18 protein-coding genes, 1 tRNA gene and 1 pseudogene are annotated in these 17,073 nt (G+C 37.7%); 6 read left to right on the top strand and 14 right to left on the bottom strand.

Annotation, left to right across the window (positions count from 1 at the left end; genetic code table 11):
* Nucleotides 1-324: 324 nt before the first annotated feature.
* The 4 genes from NSQ34_RS05880 to NSQ34_RS05865 form a co-directional block, all read right to left on the bottom strand.
* On the bottom strand, nucleotides 325-462 hold the full coding sequence (locus tag NSQ34_RS05880) for an aspartate phosphatase (protein ID WP_095408252.1): 138 nt from the start codon (nucleotides 460-462) through the stop codon (nucleotides 325-327).
* Nucleotides 452-1,585 carry a Rap family tetratricopeptide repeat protein gene (locus tag NSQ34_RS05875; RefSeq protein ID WP_176967511.1) on the bottom strand — a complete coding sequence of 378 codons (1,134 nt, stop codon included), beginning with the start codon at nucleotides 1,583-1,585 and terminating at the stop codon, nucleotides 452-454. Before NSQ34_RS05875 ends, NSQ34_RS05880 begins: the two co-directional genes overlap by 11 nt.
* 129 nt (nucleotides 1,586-1,714) lie before the next feature.
* Nucleotides 1,715-2,134 (bottom strand): GNAT family N-acetyltransferase, encoded by a 420-nt coding sequence (locus NSQ34_RS05870; RefSeq protein WP_034284289.1) that lies wholly within the window; start codon nucleotides 2,132-2,134, stop codon nucleotides 1,715-1,717.
* 41 nt (nucleotides 2,135-2,175) lie between these two features.
* Nucleotides 2,176-3,330, bottom strand: coding sequence for an MFS transporter (locus NSQ34_RS05865; RefSeq protein WP_268456778.1), 1,155 nt, complete (start codon nucleotides 3,328-3,330; stop codon nucleotides 2,176-2,178).
* Nucleotides 3,331-3,442: 112 nt separating this feature from the next.
* Between NSQ34_RS05865 and NSQ34_RS05860 the strand changes: the two genes are divergently transcribed.
* Nucleotides 3,443-4,348 carry a LysR family transcriptional regulator gene (locus NSQ34_RS05860; RefSeq protein WP_098677325.1) on the top strand — a complete coding sequence of 302 codons (906 nt, stop codon included), beginning with the start codon at nucleotides 3,443-3,445 and terminating at the stop codon, nucleotides 4,346-4,348.
* 16 nt (nucleotides 4,349-4,364) lie between these two features.
* A complete protein-coding gene (locus tag NSQ34_RS05855) occupies nucleotides 4,365-4,928 on the top strand; it encodes a GNAT family protein (protein WP_098677324.1) in 564 nt (187 codons plus the stop codon).
* Nucleotides 4,929-4,932: 4 nt separating this feature from the next.
* Here the strand turns inward: NSQ34_RS05855 and NSQ34_RS05850 are convergent, their stop codons facing one another.
* Complete coding sequence (locus NSQ34_RS05850; RefSeq protein ID WP_176967512.1) at nucleotides 4,933-5,457, bottom strand: DinB family protein; 525 nt, start codon at nucleotides 5,455-5,457, stop codon at nucleotides 4,933-4,935.
* Between the two features lie 179 nt (nucleotides 5,458-5,636).
* On the opposite strand from NSQ34_RS05850, the gene NSQ34_RS05845 reads away from it, so the two are divergent.
* Nucleotides 5,637-6,335 (top strand): amino acid racemase, encoded by a 699-nt coding sequence (locus tag NSQ34_RS05845; RefSeq protein ID WP_070325725.1) that lies wholly within the window; start codon nucleotides 5,637-5,639, stop codon nucleotides 6,333-6,335.
* 23 nt (nucleotides 6,336-6,358) lie between these two features.
* A complete protein-coding gene (locus NSQ34_RS05840; protein WP_034284281.1) occupies nucleotides 6,359-7,234 on the top strand; it encodes a LysR family transcriptional regulator in 876 nt (291 codons plus the stop codon).
* Between the two features lie 43 nt (nucleotides 7,235-7,277).
* Here NSQ34_RS05840 and NSQ34_RS05835 read toward each other — a convergent pair whose 3' ends face one another.
* The 7 genes and pseudogenes from NSQ34_RS05835 to NSQ34_RS05805 form a co-directional block, all read right to left on the bottom strand.
* Nucleotides 7,278-8,174: a macrolide 2'-phosphotransferase gene (locus NSQ34_RS05835; RefSeq protein WP_176967513.1), complete on the bottom strand. Its 897-nt coding sequence runs from the start codon at nucleotides 8,172-8,174 to the stop codon at nucleotides 7,278-7,280.
* A gap of 426 nt (nucleotides 8,175-8,600) precedes the next feature.
* Nucleotides 8,601-9,432: pseudogene (locus NSQ34_RS05830) on the bottom strand (SMI1/KNR4 family protein).
* Between the two features lie 345 nt (nucleotides 9,433-9,777).
* A complete protein-coding gene (locus tag NSQ34_RS05825; RefSeq protein ID WP_070325722.1) occupies nucleotides 9,778-10,077 on the bottom strand; it encodes a contact-dependent growth inhibition system immunity protein in 300 nt (99 codons plus the stop codon).
* Nucleotides 10,078-10,093: 16 nt separating this feature from the next.
* Nucleotides 10,094-11,737, bottom strand: a complete 1,644-nt coding sequence (locus tag NSQ34_RS05820) for a T7SS effector LXG polymorphic toxin (RefSeq protein WP_342501082.1) — start codon at nucleotides 11,735-11,737, stop codon at nucleotides 10,094-10,096.
* A 614-nt stretch (nucleotides 11,738-12,351) separates the two neighbouring features.
* Entirely contained in the window at nucleotides 12,352-13,464 is a 1,113-nt protein-coding gene (locus NSQ34_RS05815; protein ID WP_046310613.1) for a Rap family tetratricopeptide repeat protein, read from the bottom strand.
* Between the two features lie 192 nt (nucleotides 13,465-13,656).
* A complete protein-coding gene (catA, locus tag NSQ34_RS05810) occupies nucleotides 13,657-14,316 on the bottom strand; it encodes a type A chloramphenicol O-acetyltransferase (protein WP_098676834.1) in 660 nt (219 codons plus the stop codon).
* A gap of 422 nt (nucleotides 14,317-14,738) precedes the next feature.
* The gene (locus NSQ34_RS05805; RefSeq protein ID WP_041117191.1) at nucleotides 14,739-15,122 is read right to left on the bottom strand and encodes a RidA family protein; all 384 of its coding nucleotides are present in this window, start codon (nucleotides 15,120-15,122) and stop codon (nucleotides 14,739-14,741) included.
* A 105-nt stretch (nucleotides 15,123-15,227) separates the two neighbouring features.
* Here NSQ34_RS05805 and NSQ34_RS05800 point away from each other — a divergent pair, with 105 nt between their 5' ends.
* Entirely contained in the window at nucleotides 15,228-15,566 is a 339-nt protein-coding gene (locus tag NSQ34_RS05800; protein WP_025093428.1) for a helix-turn-helix domain-containing protein, read from the top strand.
* 249 nt (nucleotides 15,567-15,815) lie between these two features.
* On the opposite strand, the gene NSQ34_RS05795 is transcribed toward NSQ34_RS05800, so the two are convergent.
* Nucleotides 15,816-16,652 (bottom strand): SMI1/KNR4 family protein, encoded by an 837-nt coding sequence (locus tag NSQ34_RS05795; RefSeq protein ID WP_176967514.1) that lies wholly within the window; start codon nucleotides 16,650-16,652, stop codon nucleotides 15,816-15,818.
* Nucleotides 16,653-16,732: 80 nt separating this feature from the next.
* On the opposite strand from NSQ34_RS05795, the gene NSQ34_RS05790 reads away from it, so the two are divergent.
* Nucleotides 16,733-16,993: a hypothetical protein gene (locus NSQ34_RS05790; RefSeq protein ID WP_235183608.1), complete on the top strand. Its 261-nt coding sequence runs from the start codon at nucleotides 16,733-16,735 to the stop codon at nucleotides 16,991-16,993.
* On the opposite strand, the gene NSQ34_RS05785 is transcribed toward NSQ34_RS05790, so the two are convergent.
* Nucleotides 16,991-17,063 (bottom strand) — tRNA-Val (locus NSQ34_RS05785). The two genes, NSQ34_RS05790 and NSQ34_RS05785, sit on opposite strands and share 3 nt — an antisense overlap.
* Nucleotides 17,064-17,073 lie beyond the last annotated feature (10 nt).

The following is a 17,073-nucleotide window of genomic DNA, read 5'->3' as shown; positions in this document are numbered from 1 at the left end:
TTTTCCTTTGAAGATTTAGCACCGAGAAAGACGCCAATCAAATAGATGATTGTTCCAAAAAACAAACCATTTAACAAACTGATAAACAACATCTTACAAACTAGGCCAACATAATAAGACGCTGGCGTCTCTGGAAACACAGCCATATTGAACAGGCTAATCATAAAGGTTAAAGCAAAAGATATAATGAAAATCCTTCGAAATAATGTTGATTTTAACATTGTCACTTTACTTCCTCCTCAATATCTTTTCTATGGAAAAAATATTCTTTATTCATAGCATATATTCAATCTTAAAATAAAAAGCCCTTTAAGGGCTTTTTATTTAAGCAGTATAACCGATACTTGCAGTATGACCTCTCCTAGCTTCATCATGACTTGCTGTCACTTCAGATGTAAAATAACCAACAATACTGATGACACTGATCATCACGAATACTACTGATAATGTTTTAAATTTCATACTGACAGTCCCCCCGCTTCACTTGAGTTTGGAAATAAAGAATCTTTTCATAGAAATGCATCGCATTGTCTTTATCTCCCATTTCATTATAATATTTTGCAGCATCTTTTGCTAAATCTTCAAGATCAGGATACATTGACTTTATTTCTAGCGATTCCATTATTTTTTCCAACTGCTCAAAATTGTTGTCAACATATAGTGATCTTAAAAATTTGAATATCAATAACAGCACATGGTCTTTCAGCTTTTCAGATAGTTCTATGCCGTTATTTAAAGCATACTTACCTAAATCCTTTTCTTTCTTTTTGAAATAGGCTTTGGACAACATAATGAGCGGGTCTAAGATTCTATTTAAATGTTCGTATCCCTGCTCTCTAAATGCTCGAATTGAGTCATTAAAATGTATAATTGCTTGGGCTATTTCATTATGATGAAAATAACTCAACCCTAAATTATAGAGTGCTGATCCTTTTAATCGTTTTGTTGAGTTGTCGGCGGCTTTTTCTAGTGCGTGTTGAAAATGGGGTATTGCTTTTTCGGGGCAGCCCATATCTATATAGTTTAATCCGATCACAAAAGAACATTGTATTTCTCTTACTGTGTATGTCTCTTTTTCTCGATAGCATTCTATCGCCTGAGCGATATGGTGCATGGACATGTGGGTTTGTTTCATGTGGTAATAGATTTCAGCCATCTTGTAATTGAACTCGGCCCGTTCGATATCGTCACTGACAAGAGACAGCTTTTTTTCTGCCCGTTTATAGAAGGTAATTGCATTTAGGTATTCATAGTTTTCAAATTCATACATGCCGTAGAAAAAATTGAAGTAATACTCGAGCAGTCCTGTTAATTTCTCTTGGTCTCTTTTGATCTTCATTGCGAGCTCCTTGAAGTTGGCCCGCTCTTTCCCATTTTCTAAAGGATTCAAGTAATCAAGCATTAATTTATGTCTGAACTCCATGAGTGAGAAATACAATAATAAATCTTGATTTTCTTCCATATGATCAAGCATTGATTTGATTTCCTCTTTATATGCTTCGGCGTCCGGTACGTTAAATCTTTGAATATGATAATACCATTCATTGATTTTTAAACCGACGTGAGAAAAAAGCACTTTCTCCATCAGCTCTTACCCCTTCCTCTATTTTCCCTATAATGACATATATTATCATTTTATGTACCATTCGACACCGAAAAGAAACCGCAAAAAGGCCCAATAAAGGGCCGTGAAATTGATAAAATAAAATGACTTCTATTCATAAATAAGCACCCAGTATTCCGCCCCAGGTTCTCCTTCTTCCACAACAGCCTTCCACCCTCTTTTTTGATAAAAAGATAAAGCTTTGTGATTGTCGGAGACACATTTGAGGGTGACCGGTGTTCCTAAAACTTTTATAGCCTGTTTGAGCAGCAGATCGCCAGCCCCTTGACCAGCAGCTTCTGGATGTACAAACAAAAGGTGAATAAAACGATCTGGTACATATAGAGAAATGAATCCAAGGATTTTATTGTTCTCCTCAGCTAAGAAAATTTGCTCTTCCTGCGTATCTTGATCAAAATCTTGCAGATGGAGTTCTTCTGGATTGAGCCAGTGAAAGCTCTGGCGCCGGGATTCTAAATAGATTTGTCTTAATTGTGGATAATCGATCGTTTTTGCTTCTCGAATGAGCAATAGAATTCCCCCGTTTATATTGAAATGTGAAGCTGCATTATTTAACTCGACACTTCTTCTTTTCTACCAAGTTTCATTGATAACTGAACGCCAATCATTAACGAGACGATGACAAGCATTGCCACAATGGAAGCATAAAAATGTCCGCTTAAATCGAAAACCAAGCCAATGAAAAACGGACCGAATCCACCCACGATGTACCCGCCCATCTGCGACATCGCGGACCAGGTTCCGGCTTCCTCCGGAGTACTCGTCTCCATAATCGGGAGCATAAGCGCTAAAGGAAATAACCCCCCGGCACCCATACCTAGGAAAATGACGGCTGGCAAGATCGGCATTGGCAGAAGAAGAAAGATAAGGCCAATGAGTTCAGACAGACTGCATAAGATGAGAAATAATTTCGGTTTTCCTAACCGAGTAACGACCGCTGGAACGAGTAGTGCCAACGGAATCTGAATGAGTGTAAATATGGTCAAGAGCATGGCAGCATATTGCGGACTGTTTCCAAAACTAAGAGCAATCGGTGAAATCCATGCCGTCAAAGAATAAAACATACTGGACATAAAGCCAAAGAACAAGGTGAATTGAATGGCCTTTTTGTTTAGTAGCGGCAATTTTAACGGCAACGTTACAAGATCACTCTGCTCATTTTTGCGAGCTAAACCTATCCATAGAATAAGGGCGATCACCCCTAGAATAGCCCAGCAGGACAATGCAAATGGAAGATGATGCTGACTGCGTAGATAAATCGGAATCGTGAAACCGGAAGCGAGCGCTGCACCTATTGTCATCGAAATTGAATACACACTGACAATACCAGGATTTCTCGGGAAATATTTTTTAATAAAACTAGACAATAAAGGACCTGCGAAGCTAATCCCTACCCCTCCAGCAAACGCAGTCATGAGCAGGATAGCAACCGATTGGCTAGTACCACGCAGTGCAGTGGCAATCGTGATAAGAAGAATCGAGAAAAACAGCGTTCTCTCTAAACCAAAACGCCGGCTGAGTATCGTTGCAACGGGAGCAAATATTCCCATACAAAGGACAGGCAAAGTGGTCAAAAGACTTGCTGTCAGTGCGTTTACTCCAAGCTCTGATTGGATCATGCTCATCATGGAAGCCACGGAAGTAATGATCGGACGTAAGTTTAAAGCGGCTAAAAATAAAGCGGCTAAATAATATATTTTTTTCATCAATACCCTTCTTTCTCTCTCATCTTGTTAAGGTTACTTTGAGTATAAATCTGCCGCATTCATTGATCAATACAATAAATCGTATTATGATGATAGGAAAAGACTATCATTTATGGAAGGTGGACATATGGATACCCGGCATATTACCTATTTTATGGCTGTATTCAACCATTTGCATTTTACAAAAGCCGCTGAGCAGCTAGGTATATCACAGCCTACACTTAGCCAGCAAATTCGACTGCTTGAAGCAGAAGTTGGGATGCCACTCTTTGATCGAATCGGCAAAAAGGTCGTTGCTACCGAAGCTGGTTCGCTGCTTTATCAATATGGCGTGAAAATGCTTCAAGCTGAAAGAGATGCAAAGAATGCGATGAAAGAACTATTATCGGAAAAACGAGGAACCGTTCGTCTCGCAGTACTCCCCTCAGATCTTGATTTTCAGCTGGTGCCACTATTTGTAGAATTTAAAACTCTTTATCCAGAAACCAATCTAAAGGCATATTCAAATATCTTCGTTCGTGAAGAAGTCCTTTCGCATAAAGTGGATCTCGGCATCGGACTGCGAGGGCCTGCGGATAAGCGTCTCGTTCAAATTCCACTTGGAAGTGAGCCTTACGAATTATTTGTTCATTCAGAAAGTGATTTGGCCCAAAAGAGCGAAGTGTCATTAAAAGAGCTGACTCACCGTGCGTTGGTCATGTATCCGAAGGGATATCTAGGGAGGGATTTAGTAGATGACGTATGTAAAGAACAGGGTGTTGAACTGGACACTGCCATGGAGGTTGGGTCCGCGTTTTCGCTATTGCAGCTGGTTGAAGCAGGAATCGGTGCAACCATTCAGCCAAGAGGATTACTAAAACAACATTCAACGTGGCCCAATATTGTTTCGATTCCTATTGCTGAGCCAGCACCTGTCCGTCACTTGGAATTAATTTATTATGCAGATCGATTTGTCAGCAAAGCACAACAGCAGCTATCTGAATGGCTGATAGACTTTTTCAAATCAAGAACTAACTAAAAAGTGAGGTTAACACATGAAGAATGCAAACAGCATATTTACAAGAACAAACCGGGTTGTTATTCGCCAATTTGATAAACAGGATATTGAAGCATTTTATCAGTACCGAGCAAATCCCTCTATTGCAAAATTTCAATCTTGGGAAAACTACACGTACGAAGATGCTGAATCATTTGTTCAACATCAAATGACGCAAAAACCTAATCAACCGGGGACGTGGTTTCAATACGCTATTGCCTTATCTGAGTCCAATCAGCTGATAGGAGATTGCGCCATCCATACACTAGATAGTGAACCTAGAATCGTTGAAATAGGTTTTACCCTCGCGCCTGAATACCAAGGAATGGGCTATATTCACGAAGCTCTCAGTTCAATCTTCGAATATATTTTTGTGACATTGAACAAACATAAAATCATTGCCTTTACAGATGTGCGCAACGAAAAATCCATTCGAGTGCTGGAACGTTTAGAAATGAGACGCGAAGGACATTTGCTGCAAAATTATATGTCGAAGGGACATTGGGTCGATGAATATCAATATGCCATTCTTCAATCTGAGTGGGCCGCTAAGCGTCATTAAACATTTATTTCCTATTCAAAATTCCTAAATAAGCGCTCCATGGACCCACATCGGTTCGATATCGTTCCGCCATGACCCGAACAACCTGGGACATATGTGTGAAGTCATGGACAACCCACGCAGAAAGTAATTCGCTCACTTGCACGACCCCAAACTTCGGATGGACGCCCTTTTTCTCTAAATCAAGGCCTGAATGTGTCATGCGCTGAATGTATGCCACATTCTCCATCCGTACATGATGAAACTCAGATAGTGCTTGTTCTATCTGTCTTTCAGATTGATTCAAATGAGAGTAGCGGTCAAACGCAGGAAATGGTGTATTCTCTCCATCAGCAAGAATCACATTTAATCGAGGAATCCAATTGAATTTCTCTGCTTCAATCAAATGTTCAATGACTTCAATCGGATTCCACGTTCCCTCCCCTTCACGGCTGTGAAGCCAATCCTTCGATAAACCGGACAAAAGACTTTCTAACGTGTGAGGAGTTCGACTCAACATATCTAAAGCTTCATTCAAATTGAAATTCATACGGTTGCTCCTTTTTCAATTTTTCTTTATTCTAATGTTTTTTGAATAGATTGCAACTCATACTTCAAGACAGATAAAGGCGCTTTTGATCAACTTTCTATATACAAATAGAACTTTTCTATAACGATTACCATGCTTTCTTTTTTTATAATAGAAAAAAATGAAATGTGGTGATATCTATGTCTATAACGATTGGTATTATGGGCGGGATGGGTCCTTTAGCAACGATTGATCTGATGAAAAAAATCATTTCACATACACCAGCTATTAAAGATCAGGATCATTTACATGTGATTGCTGATAATTTCCCTCAAATTCCTGATAGAACCACTGCAATTTTTGGGAAAGGCGACGATCCTACAGAATATATGATTGAATCAGTAAAGAGATTAGAACGTGCCGGAGCGGACTTTATTCTTATTGCATGCAATACCGCACACTTCTTTTTAGAAAACGTACGACATTCCACTCATATCCCTATTATGAACATGCCATTAGAAACCGCAAATTACCTAAACAAACATCACTATACATCTGTGGGCTTACTATGTACTGATGGAACATTAAAAACCCAGCTCTATCAAAAGGCTTGTGCTCATCACAAGATTGACGTCATGACTCCTAGTGAAAATCTTCAGAAAAACGTGATGAATGGGATATATGCAGTGAAAGCAGGAAAATTAAGTAAAGGCGAAAGTGAATTGGCGTTAGCTGCAGAAATTTTAATCAATCAAGGAGCAGAAGCCATCATTGCCGGCTGTACAGAAATCCCCTTAGTCTTAAGGTCAACTAAAGATGTGAAAGTGATTGACCCTACTGTCATTTTGGCGAAAGAGGCTGTAAAATTAGTGTATGAGCTTGAAAAACTAAACATTTAAAGAACGTCATATAAGGGGATAACATGAATATTGAGAATATAGAAGCGTTTATTTATGTATGCCAGCTAGGCAGTATCAATAAAGCTGCGGAAGCACTGTATTTAACCCAGCCTTCTGTTTCGGCACGTATTCAATCATTAGAAAAGGAATTAGACCTGAAATTATTTGATAGACAGAGAAATAAACTATCTCTGACGGAAAAAGGTGAACAGTTTTACCCGCATGCCAAAAAGATTCTCCATTCTTATCAAGAAGCAAAGCATAGTCTCAAACAAACGATGATTCCTTATGAATTGACGATTGGATGCGCATCCTCCATTTCCAATAATCTATTGCCTAACATATTGCCCGCCCTAAAAGAAAAATACGAAAACCTGAAAGTGAAAATCGTAACAGGACATTCAAAGGATGTTGTCCAAAAAGTGATTAACAACCAAGTAGACTTTGGGATTGTGAGGACTGAAACACATCCTCAAATTGAATCGATCCCAATTTTCAGCGATCCAATCGGGCTGTTCGTCCCAACTCATCACCCGCTTGCCAGCCTTGACAACATCAATATGAAAGAGCTAGAAGAACAGCCTTTTATTTTCTTTGACTATGGATCATTTGATTGGTTGATGCTCCACCGATTATTTCAAAAAAACAACATCACACCGAACATTTCCATTGAGGTTGATCATATGGAAACTGCAAAAAATTTAGTGCTGCAAGGAATGGGACTATCATTTCTACCTCATCATTGTGTTAGAAATGAGCTAGAACAAGGAACATTAAAACAAATTTCAATAGACCCATCCATTGATTTCAACATCAATATCGAGTTCATTTATAAAAAAGGAAAATCCAAATCCGTTTTCATTGATCAACTCAAACAGTTTTTTCATGAATTAGATTAAAAAAAGCCCTTTTTAGGGCTTTTTTTGGATTCGTTCTGATTGATTAGCTTTCGTTTGCCAACATGTATGCTGCAGTTTCATGCATATCTTTCAATCCTGATCTCTGTGCGTACTCGGCCACAGTGATCGCACTTGTCGTCAGAAGTTCTATTATATGTTCATCCATTCCTGGCCAAGTTCTCCCGCCTGCTTTTTCATACGCATGGATAAGTTTTGTTAACCCTTCTTTCCCAAAGAGAAGTTGATGCGACAAAAAGTCTGCAGATACATCACCAACCCCCACTTCAGACCAATCAATCACACCCGTCACACATTGATTTTCATCAATCAGAATGTGGCCGGGATGCAAATCCCCATGCTTCACTCCCACGAAAGGCGGCCATAAAGAATCTTTAGCTAGCCATTCTTGCCAGCGCTCCCATAAACCGCTGTTAATGGTGTATTGCGATTTGACACGTTCCATTCGCTGTTTCATTGATCCTCTTAATTCATGAGCACTGAGCATCTCCACACCGATCGTTTTAAAAGGCTGTTGATCTAAGGAATGTACATTCGCTAGAACTCTTCCTAATGATTCATAATAAGCTTGCGGTACTTTCGTTTGATCAAAACTCCACACATAAGATTGCTTCTCCATATCAATACTAGCCGCCGGTACCCCCACTAATTGTTTATAAGCAATCAGACTTTCTGTAAAGATAGACCACTGAGGGACCTGAAAGTGAACCTGCTTACTCATATGATCTAATGTCTTTTTTTCTTGTAAGGTATGTTTCATTGATTCAGGTCTACGAGGCATTCTTAATATCCATTGATCACCATGTAAATCTTCGACATGTGCGACACGGAAATCCACACCTGATTCATTTATTTTGATGGTATTCTCTAAAATTTCTAATCCGTGATGTTTGGCTAATTGCTTTAATTCTAGTCTATTCATATTCTTTTCCTCCAATTGCTCATTTAGTCATGATCAATAGGCGTTAAGAAAATCATCAAAAAAACCACAAATAGGCTGCTATCTGTGGCTAGAGTAAACACGGCTAGACTCATCTCTCTCTTTATATTAATAAAAATTACAAAAAAAGACAGAAACGATATCTGTCTGTCTTCAAGTAAAGTTACATACTTGACCGCTGAAAATGATTAAAAATGTGCAGACTCCTCCGTTTACTCTGTTTGATGAAAACAGAGCCTTTGAACATATGAAATTATTGATTGTTCAAAGTTTGCTGGCGTAATCTTCCTGCATGCATCATTTTTAACCATCCTCCTCTTCATAATATAAAACTACTATACTTCATTTAAATATGACTTTCAATAAGATTACAAAAAGAAGCCCTTTTCAGGGGCTTTTATTCTTTCACTATCGTTTTTTCACAGGATGAATGTCCTCTCCCAAAAAAGCGGTATCAGGCTCACCACTATTTTCTAGAAACTCCGCTATTTCTTTCAGCTCTTGATTGATAAGGTCATTTCTTTGCATATCCGGGTTTAACAGAAGGATGGAGTGAATCGTTGTCGCTGCTTCATACAAAATATGTTGATCTTTTATCTGTTTGATGCATTTTTTCATACGATCGAAAAACCATTCAATCTCTTCAATTTCTTCCATCGGATAATGTGCCATTTTAAAGAGATTCTGCTGACAAAGGTCTTGTCTCTCAAAAATTTGTTCAAGCTCTTCTTTACTGATATACAAATCCGAGCATTCCTCATCAATTTCTACTACCTCGATCATGGCGTCTTCAGCTGTATATAACTGCTCAATAAAATCATCAAAAGTATCTGCCAGCTTAAAATCCACTCCCATCTCTAAATCAAAATAGTGAATAAGCGGGTGTTCTTTCGTTTGTCGATAATCCATTGCGATCCATGTATTTTCCTCTCCGCTGATGATCACAAGTCCCTCCGGCAGCTCCAATTCATCACTTAACTGGGAACTATTCATGATGCCATCATCTTTGGCGATTCCTCTTAGATGATCAAATTTGAACATGACCCTCAGCCCATGAATTCGGTTGTTCCGTTGGAAAAGCATTACGAACTGTAAAGCCACCATTCCATTCTAAGATGAGCTTTTTATATGTATCAGGTAAAGCGACACCAAGTCTCACCTCTGCTTCACGAATTTTTTCCTCATCTATCTTTTCTAACGTGAAAGGACTCTCTTCTTCTTTCTCCCAAAAAGGTTTCAAAGTGGGGACCTCCTAGTTTCTAATGAGATCAGTATATCATTGACCAACTACTCATTTACCATTTTAAAACCTCAAATTACAAACTCGTTCAATTCCTTCATCCAATAAAGAATTTATCAGTAGATATAAAAAAGATCTGGCTGGAGTGCCAGCCAGGTACCAGGCACTTAAAATGCTCAATGCCAGCATCCGCATGTTATTCCTTCTGGACAAAATATTCACGTTCGTTTTGTTTATCTATATCATACGATGATCCGCATAGAAAAAAGATCCCCTTTTTCTTGATTTGATGACCAATTGACACAAAAAACCTTGAAAGGCATTAGCCAATCAAGGTTCATTTTGTTACTTCATTTTCACTGCTTCTTTCATTTCCTCTATTATTTTATTAAACCACTGTAAAGGGTTTAATGAGATCGCCGGAAAATAGATTTCTGCATTATTTTCGATAAAGTTTTCTTTTTCCTGTATTGTTAAAGTACTATTCAAAAAATCCTGACAATCCTTTATAGTAGACAGCAGACATTCTTTACTAGCTTCATGAATAAACTCCTCTAACGCTTCTTCTGGTGAATCGATATCCTGATGAAATGTCCCACCTAAAAAATCTTCTAACTCCTCTAAATAACTGTAACTCTCATTCATTTTATCATCCTTCTTTCTATTTAACAGGGTATCCTGTTAAAATAAAACCGCCATTCTCATCTTTTTTCAGTATAATTTTTGCATTTGTAACATTCTCAACTACTTCTGAATTTCTCGAAACACTTCTTCCAATTACCTCTCCATCACCCTTATATTTTAATGGTAATGTAGGTCTACTGTTGGGGTCGGATAACCACTTTTGTATTTTATCAACACTCTTCGGATCACCCAAAACTGAATCAGCAACTCTTTCTGCAGTCATTCTATCGTTAAAAGTAGAAGAACCCGTGATTTTAGGATTACTTTTCAGCCTTTCTAATAGTTCTTCATCTGTTTTCCCAACATGTCTCTCTATTAAGTGCCCACCTCTGGATTCATGTGTAGCTAACCCATTACCTGGAGATAAAGGATTTTTCTCACCTTTCTTGATTCCCATCTTACCATGAAACCCTTTTGCACCAAACGGTAAAAGCATCCCCAGCGCCGCATTCATACTCGCTTCCTGCTGTTCTTTTGAGATCTTATTTCCAAACATGTCTCGGCCTGTGATCGCTTCGCTGAAGCCGTTGGTGGCGGTGAGACCATATAAACCTTTTTGAGATGTTTTCAGAGCGTCAAAGGATTTTTGTGATGTCTTGTAAATATCGACTGCCCTGACTGCAGCTGATGTGGCTTGGGTGGTTTTATAGACAGCTTTTCCGCCTTTGAAAATGCGGCCTGCCCAGCCAACGATAGGGATGTAGCCGGCCGCTGCCATGCCGCCTGCGGCGACACGCTGGCCTGCGGTGAGTTCCTCGCCCGTGATTGGATCAACGCCTGTTGCGGCACGTTTTGCATCGTTCACACCTTTCAATTCATTGACGATATTTCCGCCATAATCAAGTGCTTTTTCATACCAAGGACGGTTGGCGAGCGCTTCTTGTTCCTTTGCGATCTCTCGGGCTTCTTCTTGTTCTTTTTTGATTTTCAGATATTCAGCAGTTTGCTTCTCAATATCGCTCTTTGCCTTGTAGATTTCGCTATTTTGATACGCTTTCTTGTCAAAATTCATAGGCGAAATCGCTTTTCCGTCATTTGTCGCATTCATCATTTCAGCGTACAATGCCATTGTAGCTTGTTGCTCCGTCTCTGACAAAGCATATTCATCTTTTAAATTTTGATCAAGCTCTCTTAGTTCTTTGACCGTCTTTTTTCGTTCATCTTCCGCATCTTCTATTTTTTCATCAAAGGTTTGGCTATCAAATACTTCTAGGGAAATGAGGTCATCAATGTCTTGAAAAATCGTTTTGAGTGCCTTTTTTTGATCCTTCACAATGCTTTTAGCATTCTTGATGCCCATATGTACTGCGTTGTCTAAAAAGTGTTCTTCTACAAAGGTATCGCCGCCAAAGCTCGTATCATCCAGTGTCCCAGAAACACCTTCATGAAAGGCTTTTTGTTTATCAATGAAGCTGATAAACATGTCTACATTTCCAGCGAGCTCTTTATAGAAACTTTTAATGTTATCGGCACCTTTCCCAGTGAAATCATCACCGAGATTGGCCACACCTTGTAATGACTTTTTTAAATCTACCATTTGTTCGCGGAGTTCCTGATAGTGTTTTGCCCTTGTGTCCATGGCACTGGTTAGTGCTTTTGCATCAAGTATCTTGCCCAGCAGAATTCACTCCTTCCTATTCATTGACAAGGTCAATTTTACCAACACAGGGTTTGTCATGAAATAGGATTAAAGACACAAAAACAAGACCTAGAGTACTTTCTAGTGTTTATGGTTACTTGTTTTTTAATAAATGATATCTATCTCTTCCTAAAAACACTCAAAACAATTTTAGTAGATAAAAGTTTGTCGACAATAAAAAGAAACAGAACATTCGTTGACAGAAAAACAAAAAAATCCTGCTACGCAAGAGTTTCAAAGATGATTCCAACCAGCGACCTCTACCCTATCAAGGTGAATGACCTCATCCGAAGCAAACGGACGTTTTCTGAAAAAGACTGATTTAATAAGGTTCTATAATGTGCAAGTGCATTTCTGATAAAAAACTGAAAGGGTTCGTCCCCAATCTGTCCCCATTTAAAAAAACAGACCCTCAAGGTCTGTTTAGTTTTGCCTATGAGTTTTCAAATGTTGAATTTGGATCGATCATCGTCGTGTTTCGATCGGTTTTTTGAGGAAATACAGTGGTATTTCGATCAGTTGATTCTTGTGAGTAATTAAAAGAACCTAGGCAAGCAGCACCTACCAATAAAGTGGCGCTAATCAATATCTTCATTTTAATATTCATATAAACACTCCCCTTTTTGGATTTCGGTTTGAGCTTCTATGGCAGTTCTATAATAATCTGCTACCCTCTCCGAATCATTCCTTTTTTCATAAAGATTTGCAAGGCTTAAAGCAAACTCTTCAATATAAGGATACAACTTCTTTTCCTCTAACCCTTTAAACATTTTTCGTATATTTTCAATACCTTCATCTACATAAATTGTCTTTAATGAATTGAGCAATGTTTTATAAAACAGATTGTTTTCTGCTGTTGCACTTTTTATTCCTTTAGCGATATATTCAAGTGCTTCTTTTGTTTTATCACTTTTAAACAAAGTCCAACTTAAACTAAAAAATAATCTTGGTTTAATATCTTCATTGTTTTCAGTCATCTTATCCAACCCTTTTTTATAGAAGGAAGCAGCTTTAATATAATCCTGTTGCCTGTCATACGTATTTCCAAGATTCAAATAAGTTTTAGCGATTAATCTTTGATCATTTATTTCTTCAGCAAGATCTAGTGCTTTATGTAAGTGGGGGAGCGACTTCTCATATCGTTTAAAATCATCATAATTTCCTGCGATCACAAATAGACTTTGAATTTTTCTCACCTTATAAAGATCATAACGATCATAAATCTCTAGGGCTTTTATAATATGGTGCATAGAAACATGGGTTTGTTTCATAATGTAATATGCTTCAGCAACTTTAAAATGGAATTCTGCTTGTTCAATTTCATCTACAACAAGCGCCAGCTGCCTCTCAGCAATCTTATAATATTGAATGGCTTGTACATACTCTTTCTTACTGAATTCATGCATACCTCTAAAAAAGGCATTATAGTATTGCAACATTCCAGACAGTTGATGGTTAGAATTCTCTATTTTATCGACTAGCGCGGAAATTGATTGATCGAATGAAGGTTTTATATAATCGAGCATAAGCTGATGTCGAAAACACATCAATTGATAGTAAATGAGCAGGTCTTGGTCCTCTACCATCCGTTCAATTTCTCGTTCTACCTCAGCTTTCAAAATCTCTGCATCGGGTACACTGAATTGCCGAATCATTTTATACCATTCATTTATTTTCACACCAACATGTGAAGAAAGAACTTTCTCCATCCCTTATTCCCCTTCCACTAATTTCCCTTATATTACATTTATTATCACATGTTTAAGTTTACAAGGCACCGAAAAGAAACCGCAAAAAGAACAGTTGAGTAACAGATTTTACGCATTTTCTTCACATAACAAAAAAGCAGACTCCATCAAGTCTGCCTTTCCTAAAAATCAAATGACTACACCTTTTGAAAATTAAGTATATAATGAATCGCTTAACCACTCTTCACAATGTTCTATAAGCCACCTCAAATATTCCACATATTGACCGACGTGATAGCCATCACAAACAGCATGATGTACTTGAATCGCAACGGGTAGGATGATTTTTTCTCCTTTCATCTTAAATTGACCAAACGTAAATATTGGCAGCAAATAAGTTTCATCTGTGGATACATTAAGGTTAAAAGAAGTAAAATCAATCCAAGGTAGACTTGAAATATTGAACATGTTCTCTGGCATATTAGGTTTCGGAAATAGTTTGTTACTTTCACTATAAGTTTCAATGTCCGCTACACAGCTTTTATAAAACCGAGCAAAGTTTTCGTCATAAGGTGTCCAAATACTTGAAAATGTCTTTGTTTCTTTATTTAGAATCGTATAACTAGGATGGAGAAGATCCCAGTGACCAAGTTCATCGTTCACTAGATCCATCCGAAACTCCGGTATTTTTTGCACAGCCCTTGCTAACAAATAAATTTGCACAGGATATACTTTTAGCTTTTTTTCTTTTAATATTGAATGCAATGTCGTGATGTCTAGATCAACCACCAGACTATATGAGCATCGAGTTAACGTCATATAATGATGAAAGTGCTCTTTTCTCGGATAATTTTCATCTATTTGTTTAAACATTTTTTATCTCCTCCTGAATGTGTGATTTACTGTATTCAGGAGGAGACTTTATCTGTTTTCACCACCACAATCATCCTTTCAAGAGATATGTGTTTCTGTCCATTCAAAGTCTACCATGAGCTTTACCTACGATAAAGCCTGCAGCAACTCTTTGTAAGTCATCTTCCCTAACGTGAACTGTTCTAGTGCTATATATTTTTTCTCCGCTGAGGTATTCATTCTATTATGACATTCATTCACTAACTCATGTTCATTTGTTATTGGTTCATGTATATGTTCTTTTTTTCGAAATGCTTCATAATATCTTATACCAAAAATTCTCTGGGACAACGCATTGATGTGAATTCCGTCTGGGTTAGGTATAAGACCTTTCGCAGTAACATAATAACAATTTTCATGATGATGTGCATACGATAACATATTTAATCAGTGTGTGCGATAGCCTTGACTTCAATCAATTGCTCTGGGAAAGCCAGATATGTCACACCAATGAGACTGCCAGCTGGTCTGTGTTGACCTAAGTATTCCTTGAATAGATCTATGACCGTTTCGGAGTGTTCTTGTGGATTTGTTAGAAAAATTTCAACATATGCAATGTTGTTTTTCGTAGCTCCCAATTCCACCAATACCCGATCAAGGTTCTCAAATGTTTGCAGAGTCTGAGCTTCAATATTCTCCTTACCAACGAACATACCATTTTTATCGTATGAAAATTGACCTGAAATGTAGATTGTTCCTTTAACGCTATATCCTTGGGTAATACCGTGATCCCATAGATTGTGATTGTAGGTTTTAATATTAGTCATCGTTTTCTCTCCTTTATTTCAAAGTAAAGTAAGTATAAAATGAATATAGAGAGAAAAAAAGTACGCACTATTTAGATAGTTACTACCAGAAAGGATAGTGTCAATATGAGTATGGCCGATTATAGAAAAACGGGTAATATCCAAGAGACACCTTTTGGATATACTTTATCAGTTATAGGAGGCAAATGGAAAATGCTAATTCTGTATCTCCTTTCGGAAAATCAACCCGTTCGCTTTAATGATATGAAAAGGAGACTTGGAACGATTACCTTTAAAACATTGAGTGCACAACTTAAAGATTTAGAGGCAGATGGGATGATTATACGAAAGGAATATCCACAAGTCCCCCCCAAAGTGGAATACAGTCTTACAAATAAGGCAGAAACACTTTTACCAATTTTAGAACAGTTATGTGATTGGGGAGAGAAAAATCGAAGTAATTAAATTCTTTTTGTATAGATAATTCAAGTATTGACTATGAAGGTTTTGATAAAGCAATGGAGCGTATAGATAACTTCTAATCTAATGAATAGTCCCTATCTATCTTGTCTATACGTTTTGAGGTGTTGTATATCCAGTTAACTGTTTCTATTGAAAAAAGCCGTCCATTTGGACGGCATAATGATATTCATTTTATTTTACCCCAGATAGATCTTCCACCAGTATGGCCTGTCTTTGCATGCTCAAAGCTTATTAAAGGAAACTTGTTCGCATAGCAATTTGTTCTCCTTGATTTACTATAAGTGGATCTTTATTTTTCTCTAAAAATTTAGCAATTTGATTTAGATTTTTATTAATTTTATCGTTGATTGGCATATTTGGATTCAATAAAAGAACGTTGTTAATCGTAGAAGCTACTTCATAAAGATCATCTTCATCTTTTGTTTTTTCAATGTGATATTGCATCTTTTCAAAAAACCATTCAATTTCGTTCAAATCAACCATCGGGTAATATTGAATTTTATACAGATTATCTTCATCAAGGACGTCCAATTCAAATATGGCTTCAAGTTCTTCTTTACTTAAATGAGCTTCAGGAAGGTCATATTCACCCTCTGCTGCTTCCTCATCAACAGTGTACTCAGCTGTATAAAGCCCCTGAATGAATTCATCAAAGGAATCTGCTAATTTAAAGTCTTCTTCCATCTCAACATCAAAATAATGAATTGCAGGATTCTCTTTCGTTTTTCTATAATCCATAGCTACCCAAGTATGGCCATCCCCGTTAATCAAAACAAGCCCTTCTGGCAGCTCCCACTCTTTTATTAAGTAGGCACTATCCATAATCCCTTCATCTTCAGCAATTCCCAGCAGGTGATTAAATTGAATGTGATCCTCAGCCCATGAATTAGAGTGAGTGGTTGGAAAAGCATTATGTACTATATAACCGCCATTCTGTTTCAATATGAGCTTTTTATATGTATCTGGCAAAGTGACACCAAGTTTTTTTTCAGCTTTAGCTATTTCTTCTGCATTGATCTTTTTTAACGTATGGTAACCTTCTTCGTCTATTTCCCAAAAAGATTTCAAAGTTTATTTCCTCCTAATTTCATTTAACTAAACTTCAACACGAACTTATATTCTGACAAACTATTTTTGGTGGTGATTGTCTGTCTGATCTCGAGAGAAAGATTTATCGAATTATTTATAATATGAGCCGCTTCCGTAAGAATCCAACAATTGATGATCTGAAAAGAAAAACAGGTAAAGACGAGAAGACTGTTAGGCAAGCAATCGAAAACCTCCTGCCAACTGGAAACAATCTGGCGGATAAAGTTCGTCCCCAATTCGTCCCCAATCAAAAGAAACAGAACAAATATTCGTTGTCAAAAAAACAAAAAACCCTTGCTAGGCAAGGGTTTCAACGATGATTCCGACTGGGCTCGAACCAGCGACCTCTACCCTGTCAAGGTAGCGCTCTCCCAGCTGAGCTACGGAATCGGGTTATGTA

This window comes from Bacillus sp. FSL P2-0069, from assembly GCF_038593315.1.
In the GTDB taxonomy this organism is placed as follows: domain Bacteria; phylum Bacillota; class Bacilli; order Bacillales; family Bacillaceae; genus Bacillus; species Bacillus safensis.
Note: the sequence above shows the minus strand (reverse complement) of the source record. Positions and strands in the feature narration are given on the sequence as shown.

What these genes read in the sequence shown, in the direction of transcription:
- NSQ34_RS05850 (WP_176967512.1), bottom strand. Translation starts at nt 5,457, where the DNA reads ATGAATTTCAATTTGAATGAAGCTTTAGATATGTTGAGTCGAACTCCT.
- NSQ34_RS05805 (WP_041117191.1), bottom strand. Translation starts at nt 15,122, where the DNA reads ATGACTAATATTAAAACCTACAATCACAATCTATGGGATCACGGTATT.
- NSQ34_RS05880 (WP_095408252.1), bottom strand. Translation starts at nt 462, where the DNA reads ATGAAATTTAAAACATTATCAGTAGTATTCGTGATGATCAGTGTCATC.
- NSQ34_RS05855 (WP_098677324.1), top strand. Translation starts at nt 4,365, where the DNA reads ATGAAGAATGCAAACAGCATATTTACAAGAACAAACCGGGTTGTTATT.
- NSQ34_RS05845 (WP_070325725.1), top strand. Translation starts at nt 5,637, where the DNA reads ATGTCTATAACGATTGGTATTATGGGCGGGATGGGTCCTTTAGCAACG.
- NSQ34_RS05815 (WP_046310613.1), bottom strand. Translation starts at nt 13,464, where the DNA reads ATGGAGAAAGTTCTTTCTTCACATGTTGGTGTGAAAATAAATGAATGG.
- NSQ34_RS05835 (WP_176967513.1), bottom strand. Translation starts at nt 8,174, where the DNA reads ATGAATAGACTAGAATTAAAGCAATTAGCCAAACATCACGGATTAGAA.
- NSQ34_RS05825 (WP_070325722.1), bottom strand. Translation starts at nt 10,077, where the DNA reads ATGAATGAGAGTTACAGTTATTTAGAGGAGTTAGAAGATTTTTTAGGT.
- NSQ34_RS05860 (WP_098677325.1), top strand. Translation starts at nt 3,443, where the DNA reads ATGGAAGGTGGACATATGGATACCCGGCATATTACCTATTTTATGGCT.
- NSQ34_RS05875 (WP_176967511.1), bottom strand. Translation starts at nt 1,585, where the DNA reads ATGGAGAAAGTGCTTTTTTCTCACGTCGGTTTAAAAATCAATGAATGG.
- NSQ34_RS05800 (WP_025093428.1), top strand. Translation starts at nt 15,228, where the DNA reads ATGAGTATGGCCGATTATAGAAAAACGGGTAATATCCAAGAGACACCT.
- catA (WP_098676834.1), bottom strand. Translation starts at nt 14,316, where the DNA reads ATGTTTAAACAAATAGATGAAAATTATCCGAGAAAAGAGCACTTTCAT.
- NSQ34_RS05840 (WP_034284281.1), top strand. Translation starts at nt 6,359, where the DNA reads ATGAATATTGAGAATATAGAAGCGTTTATTTATGTATGCCAGCTAGGC.
- NSQ34_RS05865 (WP_268456778.1), bottom strand. Translation starts at nt 3,330, where the DNA reads ATGAAAAAAATATATTATTTAGCCGCTTTATTTTTAGCCGCTTTAAAC.